Source organism: Roseateles sp. (assembly GCF_965229315.1).
GTDB lineage: Bacteria > Pseudomonadota > Gammaproteobacteria > Burkholderiales > Burkholderiaceae_C > Pelomonas.
In genome coordinates this window covers 691,809-711,156 of the sequence record NZ_CBDDJA010000002.1, presented here as the reverse complement: position 1 = coordinate 711,156, position 19,348 = coordinate 691,809, and the positions used below count along the sequence as shown (strand labels likewise).

Here is a 19,348-nt window from a genome sequence, read left to right as displayed (position 1 = left end):
GGCGTGGACACGCGTCGGCCTGCCGGAGATGGCCGTCGCCGGGTGCGACGGCTGGCGATCAGGCGGCCACGCTGAGCGACGACTGCGCCTGCCAGTCCATAGCCGGCGGCGCGTACTGACGCAGCAGCATCTGCGCGAGCTGCTTCACCGCGTCGTCGGTGCCGCCCTGCTGCGACGGCTGGCCAGTGCCCGCACTGCCGCCCGAACCGGACGACGACGCGGTTGTGCCCGCCGCGCTGAACATCTGGCTCAGCGTGGCGCCCAGCTTCTGCGAGAGCGTGTCCACCTCGCTGCCGCTGAGCGCACCATTGCCATCGCTGTCGCCGGCCTTGAGCGCCGCCTGCAGCACCTGGCTCATTTCCCCGGCCATGCGCTCCTGCATGGAGACGACGCCGTCACCGTTGGTGTCCAGCGGGTCGGTGCCCGAACTGCTGCTGGCGCTGGTGCTGCTGGTGCTGGACTCGTCGCCCTGGGGTGGTGATGGCGGCATGCCGCCCGGCCCGCCGGGGCCGCCACCGCTGCCCATGCGCTGCTGCGCGAACGCCATCGTCGACGAGGGCTGCGGCAGCAGGCTCTTGATGCCGGCGTCCAGTTCCGAGCTGCTCAGGCTGCCGTCGCCATCGCTGTCCATCGCGGCGAAGCGGTCCTCGGCCTTGCCGAGGTCGGTGCCGGTCTTCTCGGACAGTTTGTCCAGGACGGTCTGCAGTTCGGTGGCGTCCACGCCGCCGCTGCCGTCGGTGTCTGCCTTGGCGAAGCGGGCCTGGGCGCGCTGGGCACCATCGGGCGGCCCCGGGGTGCGGGCCGCCCAGGCGGACGCGCCACTGGTTGCGCTGGTGATGTTCATGGGAACTCCTGGCAAGGAAGGAAGGGTTGAAGAGGCACCCGGGCGCTCGCCCAGGTCCGACCCATTCTTTGCAGCCCGGGTTTCCTGTTCGTCAGCAGCATGTGTCGGGGCGGACACAAAGGCCTTTTGGAGACAGTGAACAGATCGGCGAAAGCAGGCCTGTTCGCGGCATGCCTGTCGCCCATGAAAAAGCCGCCGGCCCGCAGGGCGGCGGCTTGCTCGATCCAGGTGGCGGATCAGGCCTGGGTCGTGCGGCCCTTGGGCGAACGGCGGCGGGCGACGAAGCCCATCACGCCCAGGCCGCCGAGCATCATGGCCCAGGTCTCGGGCTCCGGCACCGGGTTGGCGTAGGTGATCGAGAAGTTGAACTCGTGGATCGCAACGCCGGTGATCGCGCTCGTGCCGGTGTTCACGCCTTCGGCGGCGGTGAACGACAAGCCGCCGTTGGTCAGCGTGACGTTGGGGGTCAGCGCGAAGACGGTGTTGGCCGTGCCGTAGACGATGTTGCCGGTCGACGTGTAGCTGGTGATGGCCGACGTGAAGTTCACGACGTCCGCGCCGGTCGCCACGCCGACGCCCGAGTTGGCGGTGCCGATGTCGAACTGCAGCGCCGTGATGGTGATGCCGTTGACCGTCGTGCTGGTCAGGAAGTTGACCGGCGTCGAGATCTTGAAGTAGTCGGTCGTGGTGGTGGCACCGACGACTTCGTACGACGAGATCGTGTAGTCCTGGCCGTTGTAGCCCGCCGCGGCGAAGGTCTGCGTCTGGCCGAAGGTGGCGATGTTGCCGCTGCCCAGGATGTAGCCGGTGCCGCTGGTGCTGTTGAAGCCGGCGATCGAGAAGGTGAAGGTGTCACCCGGGACGACGCCGGCGCTGGCGCCCTGCGTGAAGGCCATGGCCGCCGCAGCGGCCAGCGTGAGTCCGAACCGGCGCGCGCCGGTGCTCCTGAAAATCTGGCTCATGGAAATCCCTCGAAGTGTTGAATTTGCCCGGCGCGTCATCCCGATGAATGACGGACCTGTGACGGATGGCAAGCTAACACCTCGCCCTCACGGCGCGGACACAACCCCCCTCGGGTGGGGGCCCGTGATTCCGAGCAGCGGGTTTCCACCCAATCTCGACGGAGGCAGCCGGTCAGAGCGCGTCCGGCCCCTGCACCGCATGCAACGTGACCTCCGGCTCGCCATCGCGCTGGCGCCAGCGCAGCCACCAGACGGCACCCTTCTTCACGGCCCATTCCTGATCCACGCCGGCCAGCAGGTGGGCGGCCAGCAGGCCCAGCGTGGGCTGGTGGCCGCAGATCAGCACGGGCTCGGCGGCCTTGGGCCAGCGCGAGGCCTCGAGGAGCGCCGTGAGGGCCGCGTCAGGCGCCAGCGACGGCACGATGCGCATCTCGCGGCCCAGCGCCTCGGCCGTCTGGCGGCAGCGCAGCGCGGGGCTGACGAGCACGCGCGTCGTCGCGGCCAGGCGCTGGTTCAGCCAGGCGGCCATGCGCCGCGCCTGGCGTTCGCCCTTGGGCGTCAGCGCGCGCTGCAGGTCGTCCTGGCCGGGTGCCGCGATCTCGGCTTCGGCGTGGCGCCAGAGGATCAAGTCCATGCGCTCGCTGCCCTCACTCCGAGAAGCGCCTCATCAGCGCCTGCTGTGCGCTGACGCCGCGGTCGCTGACCCGCACCGAGCGGCCGTCCGGGCCGAGCTGCCAGGCGTCCAGCGAGTCGTGCAGGTAGGGCTGGAGCGCCTCGTCGATGACGCGCTGGCGCAGCCGGGCGTCCTGCACCGGCCAGGCCACCTCGATGCGGCGGAACATGTTGCGGCTCATCCAGTCGGCACTGGACAGGAACAGCGCCTCGCCGTCGTCGCCCTCCCTGGGTTCACTCCAGCGGAAGTAGCAGACACGCGAATGCTCCAGGAAGCGGCCGACGATGGAGCGCACGACGATGTTGTCGCTGATGCCCGGCAGGCCCGGCGGCAGCATGCAGGCGCCGCGCACGATGAGGTCCACCTTCGCGCCGGCCTGCGCCGTGAGCAGCAGCGCCTGGATCAGCTCGGCATCGGTCAGCGCATTGATCTTCACGACCACGCGCGCGCCCGCATAGCCGGCGGCCGCGGCGGCCTGCACCTGGGCCAGCAGCTCCAGCATGCGGCTGTGCATGTTGAACGGTGCCAGCAGCATGCGCCGCGGCGCCTTGAACCTGCCCAGCGCCGCGAGCTGGCGGAACACCATGTCGGCATCGGCCGTGAGGTCCGCGTCGGCCGTCATCAGGCCCAGGTCGGTGTACAGGCGCGCGGTCTTGGGGTTGTAGTTGCCGGTGGAGATGTGCCCGTAGCGGCGCAGCCGTTGCTTGGGCCCCTGGCCCTCGCGGCGCGTGATCAGCAGCAGCTTGGCGTGCGTCTTGTAGCCGACGATGCCGTACACCACCTGCGCGCCCACGGCCTCCAGCCGCTCGGCCCAGTTGATGTTGGCCTCCTCGTCGAAGCGGGCCTTCAGCTCCACCACGCACATGACCTCCTTGCCACGCCGCGCCGCCTCGATGAGCAGGTCCATCAGCTCGGACTTGGCCCCCGTGCGGTAGATGGTCTGCTTGATGGCCAGCACGTCGGGGTCCAGCACTGCCTCGCGCAGCATCTGCACGACCGGCTCGAAACTCTCGAACGGGTGGTGCAGCAGCACGTCGCCCTTCTTCAGCTTCTCGAAGATGGACTTGTGCCGCGGCAGCCGCCCGCTGGGCCACGCGGGCTCGTAGGGCTTGAAGCGCAGGCCCGGCGCGTCGGTCTGGTCGATGAGCTCGTTCAGTCGCACCAGGTTGACCGGGCCGTTGACGCGGTACAGCGCCGCATTGGGCAGGCCGAACTGCTGCAGCAGGAACTCCGACAACTCCTCCGGGCAGCTGTTGACCACCTCCAGCCGCACCGCGCGGCCGAAGTGGCGCGTCGTCAACCCGGAGCGCAGCGCATGGCGCAGGTTGGCGATCTCCTCCTCGTCCACCTCCAGGTCGGAGTCGCGCGTGACGCGGAACTGCGAGAACGCCTCGACCTTGCGGCCCGGGAACAGCTCCTCCAGGTGCGCGCGGATGATGCTGGTCAGCAGCGCAAAGGCCTGGCGGCCGTCGCTGAGGTTGGCCGGCAGCTTGATGACGCGCGGCAGCACGCGCGGCACCTTGACGATGGCGATGCGGTTGTCGCGGCCGAAGGCGTCCTTGCCGGACAGGCGCGCAATGAAGTGCAGCGACTTGTTGGCCACCTGCGGGAAAGGGTGGGCCGGGTCCAGCCCCACGGGCACCAGCAGCGGCCTGACCTCGCGCTCGAAGTACTTGCTCACCCAGGCGCGCTGCGGCTCGTCGCGGTCGGCATGGTTGAGCACCACGATGCGCTGCTTGCGCAGCAGCGGCGTGAGCTGCTCGTTGAAGATGTGGTACTGCTCGTCGATCAGCAGGTGCGCCGCGCGGCCCACGCGGTCCACATCCTGGTTGCTGACCGGTGACAGCGGGTCGCGGGCGGCGTCCAGCATGTCGGCGAAGCGCACCTCGAAGAACTCGTCCAGGTTGCTGGAGACGATGCAGACGTAGCGCAGCCGCTCCAGCAGCGGCACGTCCTCTCGCTGGGCCTGCGCGAGCACGCGGCGGTTGAACTCCAGGATGGCTTGTTCGCGGTTCAACAGCTTCAACGGGATCGGGTCGGTCATGCGCAAAAGTGTATGAAGCTTGTGTGACAGTGCCTTGAAGCATCGGCCGCCACCCGGCTCGGATAATCCGGCCCATGCACCTGATGATCCCCCATGCCGGCTCCCTCGACGAGGCCGCGCGGCATGCGTTTGCCAGCCTGGCCCTGCCCAACCTGGCCACGCTGCTGGCCCGGCTGAGCCCGGCCGACACCTGGGGCAGCGACGAGTTCTCGCCCCTGCCCCCGCACACCCTGGCCCTCGCGGCGCTGCGCGGCCAGGCCGAGCCCAGCGCCGCCGCCTGGGCCGCGAGCGCCGGCCCCGAGCTGGCCTGGGCGCTGATGACCCCCGTGCACCTGGCCGTAGGCACGGACGGCGTGGACGTGCTGCCGCCCGCGGCGCTGCAGCTGTCCGAGTCCGATGCGGCCCGCTTCGCCGCCGCGCTGCACGCGCTGTGGCCCGCTGCCGAGGGCTGGCAGTGGCAGCTGCTGGACGTCACGCGCTGGGCCGTGGGCCACGCGACCGCGCTGGACGACCCCGAGCTCGCCCGCACCGCCAGCATCGAGCGCGCCGCCGGCCGGCCCATCGAGCCCTGGCTGCCGCAGAGCCGCGTGCTGCGCCGCTGGCAGAACGAGGCGCAGATGCTGCTGCACGGCCATGCGCTGAACGACGAGCGTGAAGCGCGTGGCGCGCACGCGGTGAACTCGGTCTGGATCGGCGACATCGGCCGCGCCAATGGCAGGCCGGCGGACGTGACCGTGGACGCGCGGCTGACCGAGCCGCTGCTCAATGGTGACCTCGCCGCCTGGGCCGAGGCCTGGCAGCGTCTGGATGCCGGCCCGCTGGCGGCACTCGCCACTCACCCCGGAACCATCAGCCTGACGCTCGGCGGCGAGCGCTTCGCGACCCGCTTCACGGCGCAGCCGCTGTCGTTCATCGAGAAGCTCAGGCGCCGCTTCAGGACGAGCGACGTCGCCGCCGTGCTGGAGGCGCTGTGAACAGCCCTCGCCTGATCGAACGCGACGTGCCGCCGCGCACCGCCTGGGCGCTGGAGCAGGCCGGCATCGCCCCGCTGCTCGCCCGCCTGCTCGCCGCCCGCGGCGTGCGCGAGGCGACCGAACTGGACGAAGGCCTGCAACACCTGCTGCCGCCGGCCGACCTGAAAGGCCTGCCCGACGCCGGCCGCCTGCTGGCCGACGCCATCCAGTCGGGCAAGCGCATCGTCGTCGTCGCCGACTACGACTGCGACGGCGCCACCGCCTGCGCCGTCATGCTGCGCGGCCTGCGGCTGCTGGGCGCGCAACCGGCCCAGGTCGGCTACGTCGTGCCCGACCGCGCCGTGCACGGCTACGGCCTCACGCCGACCATCGTCGACCTGGCCCGCGCGCAGCAGCCGGGGCTGCTGGTGACCGTGGACAACGGCATCGCCAGCCTGGCCGGCGTCGCGCATGCGCGCGCGCTGGGCATCCAGGTGCTGGTGACCGACCACCACCTGCCGGCGCTCGTCGACGGCGCCCTCGTCGTGCCCGACGCCGAGGCCATCGTCAACCCCAACCAGCCCGGCTGCACGTTCGCGAGCAAGTCGCTGGCCGGCGTGGGCGTGGCGTTCTACGTGCTGCTGGGCCTGCGCGCCGAGCTGCGCGCGCGCAACGCCCTGCCCTCGCCCGAGCCGCGGCTGGACGGCCTGCTCGACCTGGTCGCGCTGGGCACGGTGGCCGACGTCGTCAAGCTCGACGCCAACAACCGCCGGCTCGTCGCACAAGGCCTCAGGCGCATGCGCGCCGGCCGCGCGCAGCCCGGCGTGATGGCCTTGTTCAGCGCCGCCAAGCGCGACGCGAGCCAGGCGCAGGGCTTCGACCTCGGCTTTGCGCTGGGCCCGCGCATCAACGCGGCCGGGCGCCTGGCGGACATGACGCTGGGCATCGAGTGCCTGACCACCGACGACCCGGCGCGCGCACTCGAACTGGCCACGCAGCTGGACGGCATCAACCGCGAGCGCCGCGAGATCGAGACCGGCATGCGCGAGATGGCCGAGGCGCGGCTGGATGCGCTGGTCGAGGCACTGGCCGGCGCGCTGCCGCCGGCCGTGGCGCTGTTCGACGCGGACTTCCACGAAGGCGTCGTGGGCATCGTCGCCTCGCGCATCAAGGACCGCGTGCACCGCCCCACCTTCGTGTTCGCGCGCGGCGCGGACGGGCACCTCAAGGGCTCGGGGCGCTCCATCCCGGGCTTTCACCTGCGCGACGCGCTGGACCTGGTCGCCAAGCGCGAGCCCGACCTGCTCGCCAAGTTCGGCGGCCACGCGATGGCGGCCGGTGCGACGCTGGCGGTGGACGACCTGCAGCGCTTCGCGCTGGCGCTGGCGCGTGTCGCCGAGGAATGGCTGAGCGAGCAGGACCTGACCCGCACGCTGCGCCACGACGGCGCGCTGCCGCCCGGTGCGGCAACCGCCGAGACGGCGCGGCTGCTGGACGCGCAGGTCTGGGGCCAGGGCTTCGAGCCGCCGGTGTTCTGCGACCGCTTCGAGCTGATCTCGCAGCGCCTGGTGGGCGAGAAGCACCTGAAGCTGCGCCTGCGCCAGGACGGCCGGCTCATCGACGCGATCTGGTTCAACCACGTGGACATGCTGCCGGAGCGCGTCACGCTGGCCTACCGCCTGAGCCTGGACGAGTGGCAGGGCCAGCAGCGCGTGCAGTACGTGGTGGAGGCGGCGCAGGCGTGACGGAGTTGGCGGCCCGGTCGGACCGCCCCAGGTGCGTCACCGATCTGTCACGGGCGCTTCCAAGAATGCAAGTCGGCAGCATGCCCCGGCGGTCGGGCGCGCGCCCCACTCCCGGAGCCTCCCGATGCGCGCACGCGCCGACAACCCCCTGGCCCATGCGCTCGCGCGGCTGATCGCCCAGCAGACCTTCGACATCCACTTCCAGCCGCTGGTGGCCATCGACCGCGCGGAGATCTTCGGCTTCGAGGCGCTGACCCGAGGACCGGCCGACAGCCCGCTGCATTCACCGCTCGTGCTGTTCGAGACCGCCGCGCGCGAGGGCCGGCTGGTGGAGCTGGAAAAGCTGATCCTGCGGCGCGCCACGCAGCGCTTCAAGGCGCTGGGCCTGCCAGGGCAGCTGTTCCTGAACGTCACCGCCGACACGCTGCTGGCCGCGCGCGAACATGTGTCGCGGCTGGCCGGCGACCTGGAAGGCCTGGGCCTGCCCACGTCCCGCGTCGTCATCGAGCTGACCGAGACGCGTCCCATCGAGGACCTGGCGCAGCTCGACGGCGCGCTGGCCGCGCTGCGCGCGCACGGCTTTCGCATCGCGCTGGACGACCTCGGCGAGGGCTTCGCCTCGCTGCGCCGCTGGATGGAGATGCGGCCGGATTTCGTCAAGATCGACCGCCATTTCATCGACGGCATCGCGCAGGAGCCGCTGAAGCAGCAGTTCGTGCGCTCCATCGTCGAGATGGCCGCCACCAGCGGCTGCCAGGTCGTGGCCGAAGGGTTGGAGCAGGAGCCGGACCTGGCCGTGCTGCGCCGCCTGGGGCTGACGATCTGCCAGGGCTACCTGTTCGCCCGCCCCAGCGCCACGCCGCGTGCGCAGTTGCGCGTCGAGTGGAGCGGGCGCCTGGCCGCCGAAGCCCAGCCTCGCTTGCTGCAGAACGACGAGGCGCTGCCGGTCGCGCAGGGCGCCATCACCACCGCCGCGCAACTGGCCCGCCGCGGCCACACCGTGTCGCCGCAGATGAGCTGCAAGGCCGTGGTGGACCTGTTCCGCCTGGACGACCAGTTGCTGTCCATGCCGGTGCTGGACGAGCAGCAGCGCCCCATCGGCGTGCTGCGCTCGCTGCACGTGATGAAGCGCAGCACCGAGCGTTACTTCATGGACATCTTCGCCCGCCGCAGTTGCAGGGAGCTGATGGACCCCACGCCGCTGGTGTTCGACGTCTCCACGCCGCTGCGCGCGATGAGCGACGCGGTGGCCAACCTGGACGAGCGGCTGCTGACCGACGGCTTCATCGTCACGCGCGACGGCGCCTACTTCGGCTCGGGCCGCAGCTCCGACCTGCTGAAGGCCGTGTCCGACCTGCAGGTGCACGCCGCGCGCTACGCCAACCCGCTCACACTCTTGCCCGGCAACGTGCCCATCGACAACCACCTGGACCGCCTCATCACGGCCGGCGAGACCTTCGCCGCGGTGGTCTGGGACATCGACCACTTCAAGCCCTTCAACGACGTCTACGGCTACCGCATCGGCGACGACATCATTCGCCTGGCCGCCCGTGTGCTGACGCAGGCCGCCGACCCGCAGCTGGACTTCGTCGGCCACATCGGCGGCGACGACTTCGTCATGGTGCTCAGCAGCGCCGACTGGGAGGTGCGGCTGGCACGCGTGTGCGAGGCCTTCGACGCCGGCGTGCGCAGCTTCTTCTCGGCCGAGCACCTGGCCGCCGGCGGCTATGTAACGCTGAACCGCCAGAACCAACCCACCTTCCACCCGCTGCCGACCATCTCGGCCGGCGCGGTGCTGCACCTGCCGGGCAGCGTCGAGAACTCCCGCGCCCTCAGCAGCGCGCTGGCCGAACCCAAGCGCGTGGCCAAGGGTCGAGCGGGCGGCAGCCGCTTCTTCGTGGACCGCCGCCAGCCCGGCGCACGTGCGCTGCAGGCGGCGTAGCCATGTTCATGGCTGGCAAACAGGCGGGCTGACACAATCGGGGCGTGAACCTCGACCCTGCGCTCAACGCCGATCTGCACTGCCATTCCGTCGTGTCGGACGGCACGCTCACGCCCGAGGCCCTGGCCCAGCGCGCCAAGGCGGCCGGCGTGCAGCTCTGGGCGCTGACCGACCATGACGAGATTGGCGGCCAGCAGCGCGCCATCGCCGCGGCCAGGGCGGTCGGCCTGCCCTACCTGACCGGCACCGAGATCTCGGTGACCTTTGCCGGGCGCGTGGTGCACATCGTGGGCCTGGGCTTCGACCCCACCGCCACCGAGATCGTCGAGGGCCTGCGAACCACGCGCGGCGGCCGCGGGCCGCGGGCCCGCGAGATGGCGGCGGGACTGGCGGCGGTGGGCATCCCTGGCGCGTTCGAGGGCGCGCTGACCTACGTGGGCAACCCGGACCTGATCTCGCGCACCCATTTCGCCCGCTTCCTGGTCGATGCGGGCCACTGCGCCGACGTGCCCGAGGTGTTCCGCCGCTTCCTGACCGAGGGCAAGCCCGGCTTCGTGCCCCACAAGTGGGCGTCGCTGAAGGACGCCGTGGGCTGGATCACGCGCGCCGGCGGCATCGCCGTCATCGCCCACCCGGGCCGCTACGACTTCACGCCCACCGAGGAATACGCCCTCATCACCGAATTCATCGCGCACGGCGGGCGCGGCATCGAGGTCGTCACCGGCAGCCACACACCGGCCGAATTCGTGGAATACGCCGACACGGCGCTGGAGTTCGGCCTGCTGGCGTCGCGGGGCTCGGACTTCCACAGCCCCGACGAGAGCCGCATCGACCTGGGCACGCTGCCGCCGCTGGCCGCCAGGCTGACGCCCGTGTGGGCCGAACTGGCCGACCGCATCCATCGTTGACGCCATGGCCCAGCGCTTCGAAGTCCACCCCGACAACCCGCAGCCCCGCTTCCTGCGCCAGTGCGCGCAGATGCTGCAGGCCGGCGGCCTGGGCGCGATCCCGACCGACTCCAGCTATGCGCTGGTCTGCCGGCTGGACGACAAGGCCGCCGTCGAGGCGCTGCGCCGCGTGCGCGGCGTGGACGAAAAGCACCACCTGACGCTGCTGTGCCGCGACCTGTCGGAGCTGGCCAACTACGCGATGGTGGACAACCGCCAATACCGGCTGCTCAAGCTCGCCACGCCCGGCGCCTACACCTTCATCCTGCCGGCCACCAAGGAAGTGCCGCGGCGGCTGTCCCACCCCAGCCGGCGCACCATCGGCCTGCGCGTGCCCGACCACAAGGTCACGCAGGAGCTGCTGGCCATCTTCGGCGAGCCGCTGCTGTCGGCCACGCTGATCCTGCCCGGCGAAACCGAACCGATGAACGACGCCGCGGACGTCTGCGCGCGGCTGGACCGGCAGCTGCAGTTCGTGCTGGACGCCGGCGCCTGCCCCGCCCAACCCACCACGGTGCTGGACCTGAGCCAGGGCGATGAGCCCACGTTGGTGCGCCAGGGCCGCGGCGAGTTGCAGCGGCTCGGCCTGCACATCGACTAGGACCCTGCCGCAGGGCGAGCAACACGAGTGAAGCTGGAGTGAAACTGGCATGCCGCCACCGCCTGCGGCAGCCGGCTCAATGGCCGTCGCGCGTCGGCCCAAGGAACTTGCCTTCCTTGTTCGAGTAGGTCCAGCGCCGGTATTCGGGCAGCAGCGCCATCGGCGGCTTCGCATCCTCGTTCTGGTAGTGGTACAGCTCGGCGTCACCGCTATCCGGATCCCAGGTGCCCATCACGTAGAAGCTTTGTGTGCCCTTCTTGAAGGTCGCGGACAGCCAGACGTCGCCCACCTGCGCCCAGTGCTTGTTGTCCTTCTTGAACTGCGCGGCAGCCTTGTCGCCGACGACCTTGTTCTCCTCCAGCACGGCGGTCAGCACGTCGCAGGTCACCTTGACGGCGATCTGCTGCGCGCCCTTGAAGACCGACGGATAGGCCTTGCCGCCGTTGGCCTTGTTGAGCACCGTGCTGGGCGACGCCTCCACCAGCGAGCTGGTCTTGACGTTCTTGTTCTTCTTGTAGCGCTCGACGGCCCAATCGAACGCGATGGCCGCGCTCACTTCCTTCTTGATGTGGTCGCCGTAGAACTTGTCCTCGACCTTCTTGAACTTGATCGGGTTCTTGCCGCACCAGAGCAGGAAGGCCTGGTCCACGTCGAGTTGCCGGGATTCGTTGGGCTTGGGCGCCGCGGCCTTGAGTTTCTCCAGCTTTTCGTAGTTGACCTTGACGATGTCCGCCAGTCCCTTGGCAAAGGCGTCCTTGAGGAACTCGACCTGCTTGGTCTCGAAGAAGCTCAGCAGCTTGTCCCACTGGGATTCGTCGAAGTCGGGCTTGGCGACCTTCTTCACGTAGTCCACGAAGTTGGCGTCGATCTTCTTCTTGATGTTGGTGTCGAAGCTGGACTGGAACTTCGCGGCCGTGACACCGGTGTAGGTTTCGAACTGCTCCAGCTTCAGCGTCTTGTAGCGCTCCGCGTCACTGGCCTTCAAGGCCAGGATCACGTCGTCGGTCTGCTTGGGAAACGGGAACTCCAGGTCCGCGTCGATGGTGACGGTCTTCTTGAAGCGCTTGGGGTTGGCCGTGTCGGCAAAGGCGTACGAGAACTTGACCTTGTATTTCACGATGGGCTCCTGAAGTAGGCGGCCCCTGCCGCCAGGCGCATGCGTCATGCATCCGTCGTTGGTGGCCACTTCACCCGGTCAGTTCCCCGGTTCATGCACGACCGCCACGCGCCGCCAGCCGCTGCGCCGCCGCGTTGGCGGCCCCCGGCAAACGCATGTCGCCGCCCGCAACCACCGCCCATCGCGGGTTTCCCCGCAGTTCATCCAGCGTTCCTGCAGTTCATCCACCGCGGCTCGCGATTGATCGCAGACGGCTGGCAGCACCCCGGTCCATTGCCGAAACTGACGCCATCGAACAAGCAATCACGCGGTTCGAACCCACCCACCGGAGCCCACCATGAACCTGCAAACCGCCTTCGCCGCCGTCGCCCTGACCGTCGCCACCTTCGCCGCCCAGGCCGCCCCGCAAGCCACCGTGAAGCTGGAACGCGTCGTCGTCACCGGCAAGTCCACGCAGATTGCGCAACTGCCGCGCGTCGTCGTCATCGGCTACAGCGAAGCGACGCTGGCCCGCCAGACCCTGGCCGCCGCCAAGAGCCCCGTGAAGCGCGCCTGAGCAGGCATCGACCACCCATGCGTTTGATGCCTTTTTCCACCACCGCCGAGCCGAGTCGCCAGCGCTGCTGAGCAGCGTTGCCGACTCGGTTCGGCCTTGTGCCGTCTGCCCCGTCCCAGCAGCTCCCTTCGCGGAGCTGCTGCCGTTTTGAGCGACACGCGAACCGCACGCCGCGCGCGCTGTCGATCACCGCTCGCAAGCCGCCCGCAAGCGGCTTTTCCATCGGCGCGGCGCCCCTGGCCTAACGCCGATTGCGCACGCATTTCGTCCCCGGTTTCCGCAGCTCATCCGGCGCAGCCGACGCTTGATCGCAAGCCGGTGGAAACGGCCGCCGCCAGTGCCGAAACTGGCTCCATCGAACAAGCATTCACGCAGTTCGTTACCCCCCCAAAGGAGCCCATCATGACCCTGCAAACCGCCCTCACCGCCGTTGTCCTGGCCTTCACGGCCGTCACCGCCCAGGCCGCCACGCAAGCCACCGTCAAGCTGGATCGCGTCGTCGTCACTGGCAAGTCCATGCAAGTCGCACAACTGCCGCGTGTCGTGGTTACCGGCTACAGCGAAGCCACCCGCCTGCGCTACGCCACGCTGGCCGCCGCCAAGACCGCCCCCGGCATCAAGCGCATCTGACACAGGCGTCGCCCCCCAATGCCATTGACGCCTTTTTCCACCGTCGCCGAGCCGAGTCGCCAGCGCTGCCGAGCAGCGTTGCCGACTCGGCTCGACAGCTTTTTGCGCATATCGATGCGCCCAATGCTTCGTGGCCCCGCCCGGCCGCGCTTCCTAGAGTGCAGCGCTTTCCACTCGCGCACTCTGGAACATGCCGACTCGCCTCCACCCTCTGGCCGCCGCCCTCGTCGCTGCATTCCTCGCACCGGTCCACGCCGCCGAGGTCACCGCGCTGGACCGCGTCGAGGTGACGGCCCAGCGCCGCACTGAATCGGCCCAGGACGTCGGCATCGCGATCAGCGTGCTGTCCGGCGACGAACTCAAGGCCCGCGGCGTCAGCCAGGTCAACCAGCTGCAGGGCGAGGTGCCCAGCCTGGAGATCGAACCCGCGTTCGGCAGCGGCCAGGCGCAGTTCCGCATCCGCGGCATCGGCTTCCAGGACTACGGCGCCAACAATGCCTCGCCCGTGGGCGTGTACGTGGACGAGGTGGGCTTCGCCTTCCCGGTGCAGACGCAGGGCCTGCTGTTCGACCTGGAACGCGTGGAGGTGCTGCGCGGGCCGCAGGGCACGCTGTACGGCAAGAACACGACGGCCGGCGCCGTCAACCTGCTGTCGCGCCGGCCCACGCGCCAGGCCGAGGCCGGCTTCAGCGTCGGCGCGGGCTCGCACGCGGCCGTGCAGGCGCAGGGCTACCTGTCCGGGCCGCTGGCCGACGGCGTGCGCGGCCGGCTGTCCGTCGCCAGCGAGCGCGGCGGCGCCTGGCAGCACAACCGCGTGACCGGCGAGAAGCTGGGCGACCAGCGCATCGATGCCGTGCGCGGGCAACTGGAGGTGGACGTCACGCCCGACCTGCTGGCGCGCGTCAGCCTCAGCCACAACCAGGACCGCTCCGATGCGCAAGGCCTGTACGTGCCGACGCCGCGCAGCCACACCGGCCAGGCCGCGGACACGGACCGCAGCGCCACCGGCTGGGGCCTGCAGAGCGACTTCGCGCAGCTCGCCGGCGTCAGCGCCAATGCCAAGCCCTCGCGAGACAACAGCGCCACCCACCTGTCCCTGACGCTGGACTGGCACCTCGGCGCCACCCGGCTCACCAGCATCACCGCCCACCAGCGCTTCACGCGCCGCGAACTGGGCGACTGGGACGGCACGGCCGTCAACCATTCCGACGTCTATTGGCAGGACCGCGCCCGCGTGACGACGCAGGAACTGCGCCTGGCCGCCGACGCGCAGGCCACGCTGCCCTGGGTCGTCGGCGCCTACTACGCGAAGGAAAGCCTGAACGAGGACTGGCTGACCGACTTCCGCCACGACTACGGCCTCATCACGCGCACCCGCTACGGCCAGGACGGCCGCACCACCGCCGTGTTCGGCCAGGCCGACGTGCCGCTCGCCGCCCAGTGGACGCTGGTGGCCGGCCTGCGCCAGGAGCGCGAGACCCGCAGCCTGCACGACTTCAGCACCGGCACCACACCCGTCATCGCCGGCCTGGGCGTCAGCGGCGCGGCCGCGTCGCTGACCCGCAACCAGACCTCCGGCAAGCTGGCGCTGCAGTTCAAGCCCGAGGCGGGCACGCTGCTGTACGCGTCGCTGAGCCGCGGCCTGAAGTCCGGCGGCATCACCGCGCACAACACCTTCAACACGCTGGCGCTGGCGCCCTTCCAGCCCGAGAAGCTGGTCGCGCTGGAGCTGGGCGCCAAGGCCGACCTGAGCCGCCAGCTGCGCGTCAATGCCGCGCTCTTCCACTACGACTACCGCGACCAGCAGTTCCAGGACGTGACCACCTCGCCCACCGGCGCGCTGATCGGCAAGATCATCAACATCCCGCGCTCCAAGATCGACGGCGGCGAGTTCGAGCTGCAGTGGCGCCCGCTGGCCGGCCTGTCCATCGGCCAGTCGCTGGGCTACAAGCAGGGCTCGTTCAAGGACTTCAGCTCGCCGCTGCTGGGCAACCTGTCCGGCCACAGCCAGTTCTTCCCCCGCCTCAGCTACGGCGGCTCGGTCGCCTATGCGTGGACGGCCAACGGGCTGGACCTGAAGCTGGCCGGCGACTACAGCGACCGCAGCCGCTACGCCTCGTGGCTGAACCGGCTCAACGTGGACGGCGGCACGGTCTACGACATCCCGGCCTACTGGCTGGCGAACGCGAGGTTCGAGATCGCGCCGGCCAACTCGCCCTGGCAGGCGACGGTGGGCGTGCGCAACCTGTTCGACCGCGGCTACGACCTGACGCGCAACTTCTTCGGCAACCGCCCCAGCACGGCCGACGACCTCAACGTGGCCGCCGCCGGCCAGCCGCGCACCTGGTCGGTCAGCGTCAGCTACGCCTACTGAGCCGCGCATGGCTGGCTATGCTGCCGCCATGGCAACAGACCTGCTCGGCAACCCGCTGCTGGATGGCGACCCCGCGCTCATCGCCGGCCTCAACGACTTCGTCGGTGGCTTCCTGGCCTACGAGACGCGCGCGGAAACCATCCTCGCCACCGCCGCCGCGCACCCGCACGCGGTGATGGCACAGGTGTACGCGGGCTGGCTGTGGATGTTCCTGGAGGCGCCCGAAGCGCCGGCCAAGGCGCAGCCCTTCCTGGACGCGGCGCGTGCCGCGCTGCGGCCCGGCGCCACGCCCGCCCACCACCGCGAGCACGAGCAGGTCGCGCTGCTGGCCGACTGGGTCGCGGGCGACACCGCCGCCGTGGAGCGCCGCGCCGCGCAGATCGCCGCGCACTGGCCGCACGACCTGGCCGTCGTGAAGCTGGCGCAGTACCTGGCCTTCAACCGCGGCGACGCGCCGGCCATGCTGCGCATCATCCTGGCCGTGCTGCCCGCCAACGCGCACAACGCGCATGCACACGGCATGGCCGCGTTCGCCTGGGAGCAGGCGCACCGGCTGGACGAAGCCGAGGCCGCCGCGCGGCTGGCGCTGTCGCTGCAGCCGCGCGAGCCCTGGGCCCAGCATGCGCTGGCCCATGTGCTGCTGACGCGTGGCCGCGTGGACGACGGCCTGCGCTTCCTCGAAGCCGTTCGCGGCACCTGGACCGGGCTGAACTCCTTCATGGCCACGCACCTGTGGTGGCACCTCGCGCTGTTCTACCTGGCACGCGGCCGCCAGGCCGACGCGCTGGCGCTGTACGACCGCCAGGTCTGGGGCGTGTCGCCCGGCTACTCGCAGGACCAGGCCGGCGCGGTGCAGCTGCTGGCGCGGCTGGAATGGACGGGTGTGGACGTCGGCCCGCGCTGGAGCGCGCTCGCCGAGCACCTGGCCGCGCGCGCCCAGGACACGACCGAGCCCTTCCTCAGCCTGCTCTACCTGCACGGCCTGGCCCGCGCCGGCCGCCCCGAGGCGGACACGCTGCTGGCCGCCATCGCCGCGCGCGCCGAGGCCGCGACCGGCGAGGCCCGCATCGCCTGGCGCGACGCCGCGCTGCCGGTCGCGCAAGGCCTGGCCGCGCTGGCTCGCGGCGATGCGGCCGCCGCCGCCGCGGCGCTGTCGCAAGGGCTGCCTCGCCTGGTGCGCATCGGCGGCAGCCATGCGCAGCGCGATCTGTTCGCACAGCTGCAGATCGACGCCGCCACGCGCGCCGGCGCCTGGCGCGACGCGCAGCAGGCGCTGGAGCTGCGCCGGCTGTTGGACCCGCGCGACGTACCGGTCAACGCCCGCCTGGCCGCGCTGTACGAGCAGCTGGGCCTGCCGGGGCTGGCGGCCGACGCTCGCACCCACGCGGCAGCCGCCGCATGAGGCGCCTGCTTGCCGCGCTGCTGTTGCTCGCGCTGTGCCTGCCCGCTGCGGCCGGCACGCTGCGCGTCGCGCTGCAACTGGAGCCGCCGCTGCTGGACCCGACCGTCGGCGCCGCCGCCCCCATCGGCGAGGTGGTCTACGGCAACGTCTTCGAAGGCCTGGTCACGCTGGCCGAGGACGGCAGCGCGCAGCCGCGCCTGGCCGAGCGCTGGCAGGTCTCGCCCGACGGCCTCGCCCTCACCTTGCACCTGCGCACCGGCGTGCACTTTCACGACGGCACGCCGTTCGATGCCGGCGTCGCGAAGTTCACGCTGGACCGCGCGCGTGCCGAAGGCTCCGGCAACCCGCAGCGCAGCCTGCTGGCACCCATTGCGCGCATCGACGCGCCGGACGCGCAGACGCTGGTGCTGCACCTGCAGCGCCGCGCGGGCGGCCTGCTGCAAAGCCTGGGCAGCGCCGCCTTCGTGATGGTCGCGCCGGGCACCGTGGCCACCAACCCGACCGCCCCCAACGGCACCGGCCCGTGGCGCTTCGTGCGCTGGCAGCGCGGCAACGCCATCGAGCTGGCGCGCTTCGACGGCTACTGGGGCGAGAAGGCGCGGCTGGACACGCTGCGCTACCGCTTCATCGCCGACCCCTCCGCCGCCTACGCCGCCGTCATGGCCGGCGACGTGGACCTGTTCGCCAACTTCCCCGCGCCCGAGCACCTGGCGCAGATCCGCGCCGACCGCCGCTTCGAGCTGAGCGTCGGCCTGAGCGAGGGCGAGACGCTGCTGTCCATCAACCACCGCCGCGCGCCGCTGGGCCAGCTCGCCGTGCGCCGCGCCATCGCCGCCGCCATCGACCGCCAGGCGCTCATCGACGGTGCGATGTTCGGCTACGGCCAGCCCATCGGCAGCCATTTCTCGCCGCGCCACGCGGCCTACATCGACCTGACCGGCCAGAGCCCGCACGACCCGGCCCGCGCCCGTGCGCTGCTGGCCGAGGCGCACTGGCCGGCCGACCGCGTGCTGAGCCTGAAGCTGCCGCCCACCGCCTACGCGCGCCGCGGCGGCGAGATCCTCGCGGCGCAACTCGCGGCCGTGGGCATCCGCACGCGCGTCGAGAACCTGGAGTGGGCGCAGTGGCTGGACCAGGTGTTCGTGCGCCACGACTTCGACTTGACCGTCATCGTCCACGCCGAGCCGCTGGACTACGGCATCTACGGCCGGGACGACTACTACTTCGGCTACCGCAGCGAGCGCGTGCAGGCGCTGCTGCGCGCGCTGGATGCACAAAGCGACGACACCGAGCGGCGCGCCACGCTGCAGGCCTTGCAGCGCCAGCTCAGCGACGACGCGGTCAACGGCTTCCTGTTCCAGTACCCGCGCCTGCTGGTGCAGCGCGCCGGGCTGCAGGGCGTGAAGGTCAACGCGGTCGGCAGCCTGGAGCTGGCCGGCGCCACGCTGCCAGATGCGAGCAATGCCGCCGTGGCGCAGGCCCACGGCCGGGGCGGCCTGCCGCATGCCGTGGCCACCGCGGCGCTGGCGCTGCTGGCCCTGGGCATCGCGCTGCTGGCGCGCCGCGCGCCGCCGCGCTGGCTGCTGGGCCGCCTGGCGTCGCTGGCGCTGACGCTGGCTGTCGCCAGCGTGCTGATCTTCGCCCTCGTGCAGGTCGCGCCCGGCGACCCGGCGCGCTACGTGCTCGGCATGCAGGCCGACGAGCAGGCCGTGGCCCAACTGCGCGACAAGCTCGGCCTGGATGCGCCCGCGCCGGCCCGCTATGGCCAATGGATTGCGGCCCTGGCGCGCGGCGACCTCGGCACCAGCCTGACCTACCAGATCCCGGTCAGCCAGTTGCTGGCCGAGCGCCTGCCGCTGACGCTGCCGCTGGCGGCACTGGCGCTGCTGGCGGCCGTTGCGCTGGCGCTGCCGGCGGCGCTGGTGGCAGCGCGCCGGCCCGGCGGCGCGGTGGACCGCGTGGTCGGCGCGTTCTCGCAACTGGGCGTGTCGGTGCCGGACTTCTGGCTGGGCGTCATGGGCGCGTGGCTGTTCGCCGTCGTGCTGCGCTGGGTACCGGCCGGCGGCTTCCCGGGCTGGGATGCGGGCCTCGCTGAAGGGCTGCGCGCGCTCGTCCTGCCGGCCATCGCCCTGGCGCTGCCACAGGCCGCCATCCTGACCCGCGTGCTGCGCGGCGCACTGGCCGAACTGGCGCACGCCGAGTTCCTGCGCACCGCGCGCGCCAAGGGCGCGGGCCGCTGGCGCGTGCTGTGGCGGCATGCGCTGCCCAACGCCGCCGGCCCGGTGCTGACGCTGCTGGGCCTGCAGACGGCCTACCTGCTGGCCGGCTCGGTCATCGTCGAGAACGTGTTCTTCCTGCCGGGTGTGGGGCGGCTGCTGTTCCAGGGCGTCACGTCGCACGACCTGGTGCTGGTGCAGAGCCTGGTGCTGGTGCTGGTGGCGCTGGGCGTGGCCGTGTCGGCGCTGGTCGAGCTGGCCGCGCGCGCGGCCGACCCGCGGCTGGCGCGGCGCGGGGGTGGCGCATGAGCCCCGCACGGCCGCCCGAAGGGGCTCAGCTCC

Annotated in this window: 15 protein-coding genes; 10 read left to right on the top strand and 5 right to left on the bottom strand. The window is 71.2% G+C overall.

Annotated features, from left to right (window positions below; translation table 11 throughout):
* Positions 1-58: 58 nt before the first annotated feature.
* The 4 genes from ACO07H_RS08070 to ppk1 all read right to left on the bottom strand — a co-directional run bounded on the left by ACO07H_RS08070 (position 59) and on the right by ppk1 (position 4,523).
* The gene (locus ACO07H_RS08070) at positions 59-844 is read right to left on the bottom strand and encodes a hypothetical protein (RefSeq protein ID WP_422012918.1); all 786 of its coding nucleotides are present in this window, start codon (positions 842-844) and stop codon (positions 59-61) included.
* Between the two features lie 236 nt (positions 845-1,080).
* Positions 1,081-1,806 carry a PEPxxWA-CTERM sorting domain-containing protein gene (locus ACO07H_RS08065; protein ID WP_422012916.1) on the bottom strand — a complete coding sequence of 242 codons (726 nt, stop codon included), beginning with the start codon at positions 1,804-1,806 and terminating at the stop codon, positions 1,081-1,083.
* A gap of 172 nt (positions 1,807-1,978) precedes the next feature.
* Positions 1,979-2,440, bottom strand: a complete 462-nt coding sequence (gene sixA / locus ACO07H_RS08060; protein ID WP_422012914.1) for a phosphohistidine phosphatase SixA — start codon at positions 2,438-2,440, stop codon at positions 1,979-1,981.
* 13 nt (positions 2,441-2,453) lie between these two features.
* Positions 2,454-4,523, bottom strand: coding sequence for a polyphosphate kinase 1 (ppk1, locus tag ACO07H_RS08055; RefSeq protein ID WP_422012912.1), 2,070 nt, complete (start codon positions 4,521-4,523; stop codon positions 2,454-2,456).
* 74 nt (positions 4,524-4,597) lie between these two features.
* On the opposite strand from ppk1, the gene ACO07H_RS08050 reads away from it, so the two are divergent.
* From ACO07H_RS08050 to ACO07H_RS08030, 5 genes are all read left to right on the top strand, one after another.
* Positions 4,598-5,497 carry a hypothetical protein gene (locus ACO07H_RS08050; RefSeq protein WP_422012910.1) on the top strand — a complete coding sequence of 300 codons (900 nt, stop codon included), beginning with the start codon at positions 4,598-4,600 and terminating at the stop codon, positions 5,495-5,497.
* Entirely contained in the window at positions 5,494-7,221 is a 1,728-nt protein-coding gene (gene recJ, locus ACO07H_RS08045; RefSeq protein WP_422012908.1) for a single-stranded-DNA-specific exonuclease RecJ, read from the top strand. The genes ACO07H_RS08050 and recJ overlap by 4 nt, the downstream gene beginning before the upstream one ends.
* A 124-nt stretch (positions 7,222-7,345) precedes the next feature.
* Positions 7,346-9,163, top strand: a complete 1,818-nt coding sequence (locus tag ACO07H_RS08040; protein WP_422012906.1) for a bifunctional diguanylate cyclase/phosphodiesterase — start codon at positions 7,346-7,348, stop codon at positions 9,161-9,163.
* Positions 9,164-9,207: 44 nt separating this feature from the next.
* Positions 9,208-10,071 (top strand): 3',5'-nucleoside bisphosphate phosphatase, encoded by an 864-nt coding sequence (locus ACO07H_RS08035; protein WP_422012904.1) that lies wholly within the window; start codon positions 9,208-9,210, stop codon positions 10,069-10,071.
* Positions 10,072-10,075: 4 nt separating this feature from the next.
* Complete coding sequence (locus ACO07H_RS08030; protein WP_422012902.1) at positions 10,076-10,711, top strand: L-threonylcarbamoyladenylate synthase; 636 nt, start codon at positions 10,076-10,078, stop codon at positions 10,709-10,711.
* A 76-nt stretch (positions 10,712-10,787) separates the two neighbouring features.
* On the opposite strand, the gene ACO07H_RS08025 is transcribed toward ACO07H_RS08030, so the two are convergent.
* Complete coding sequence (locus ACO07H_RS08025; RefSeq protein ID WP_422012900.1) at positions 10,788-11,828, bottom strand: hypothetical protein; 1,041 nt, start codon at positions 11,826-11,828, stop codon at positions 10,788-10,790.
* 337 nt (positions 11,829-12,165) lie between these two features.
* On the opposite strand from ACO07H_RS08025, the gene ACO07H_RS08020 reads away from it, so the two are divergent.
* From ACO07H_RS08020 to ACO07H_RS08000, 5 genes are all read left to right on the top strand, one after another.
* Positions 12,166-12,384: a hypothetical protein gene (locus ACO07H_RS08020; protein ID WP_422012898.1), complete on the top strand. Its 219-nt coding sequence runs from the start codon at positions 12,166-12,168 to the stop codon at positions 12,382-12,384.
* 402 nt (positions 12,385-12,786) lie between these two features.
* Positions 12,787-13,014 (top strand): hypothetical protein, encoded by a 228-nt coding sequence (locus ACO07H_RS08015; RefSeq protein WP_422012896.1) that lies wholly within the window; start codon positions 12,787-12,789, stop codon positions 13,012-13,014.
* Between the two features lie 190 nt (positions 13,015-13,204).
* Positions 13,205-15,388: a TonB-dependent receptor gene (locus ACO07H_RS08010; RefSeq protein WP_422012894.1), complete on the top strand. Its 2,184-nt coding sequence runs from the start codon at positions 13,205-13,207 to the stop codon at positions 15,386-15,388.
* A 28-nt stretch (positions 15,389-15,416) separates the two neighbouring features.
* The gene (locus tag ACO07H_RS08005; RefSeq protein WP_422012892.1) at positions 15,417-16,790 is read left to right on the top strand and encodes a tetratricopeptide repeat protein; all 1,374 of its coding nucleotides are present in this window, start codon (positions 15,417-15,419) and stop codon (positions 16,788-16,790) included.
* Positions 16,787-19,315: an ABC transporter substrate-binding protein gene (locus ACO07H_RS08000; protein WP_422012890.1), complete on the top strand. Its 2,529-nt coding sequence runs from the start codon at positions 16,787-16,789 to the stop codon at positions 19,313-19,315. Before ACO07H_RS08005 ends, ACO07H_RS08000 begins: the two co-directional genes overlap by 4 nt.
* Positions 19,316-19,348: the final 33 nt, after the last annotated feature.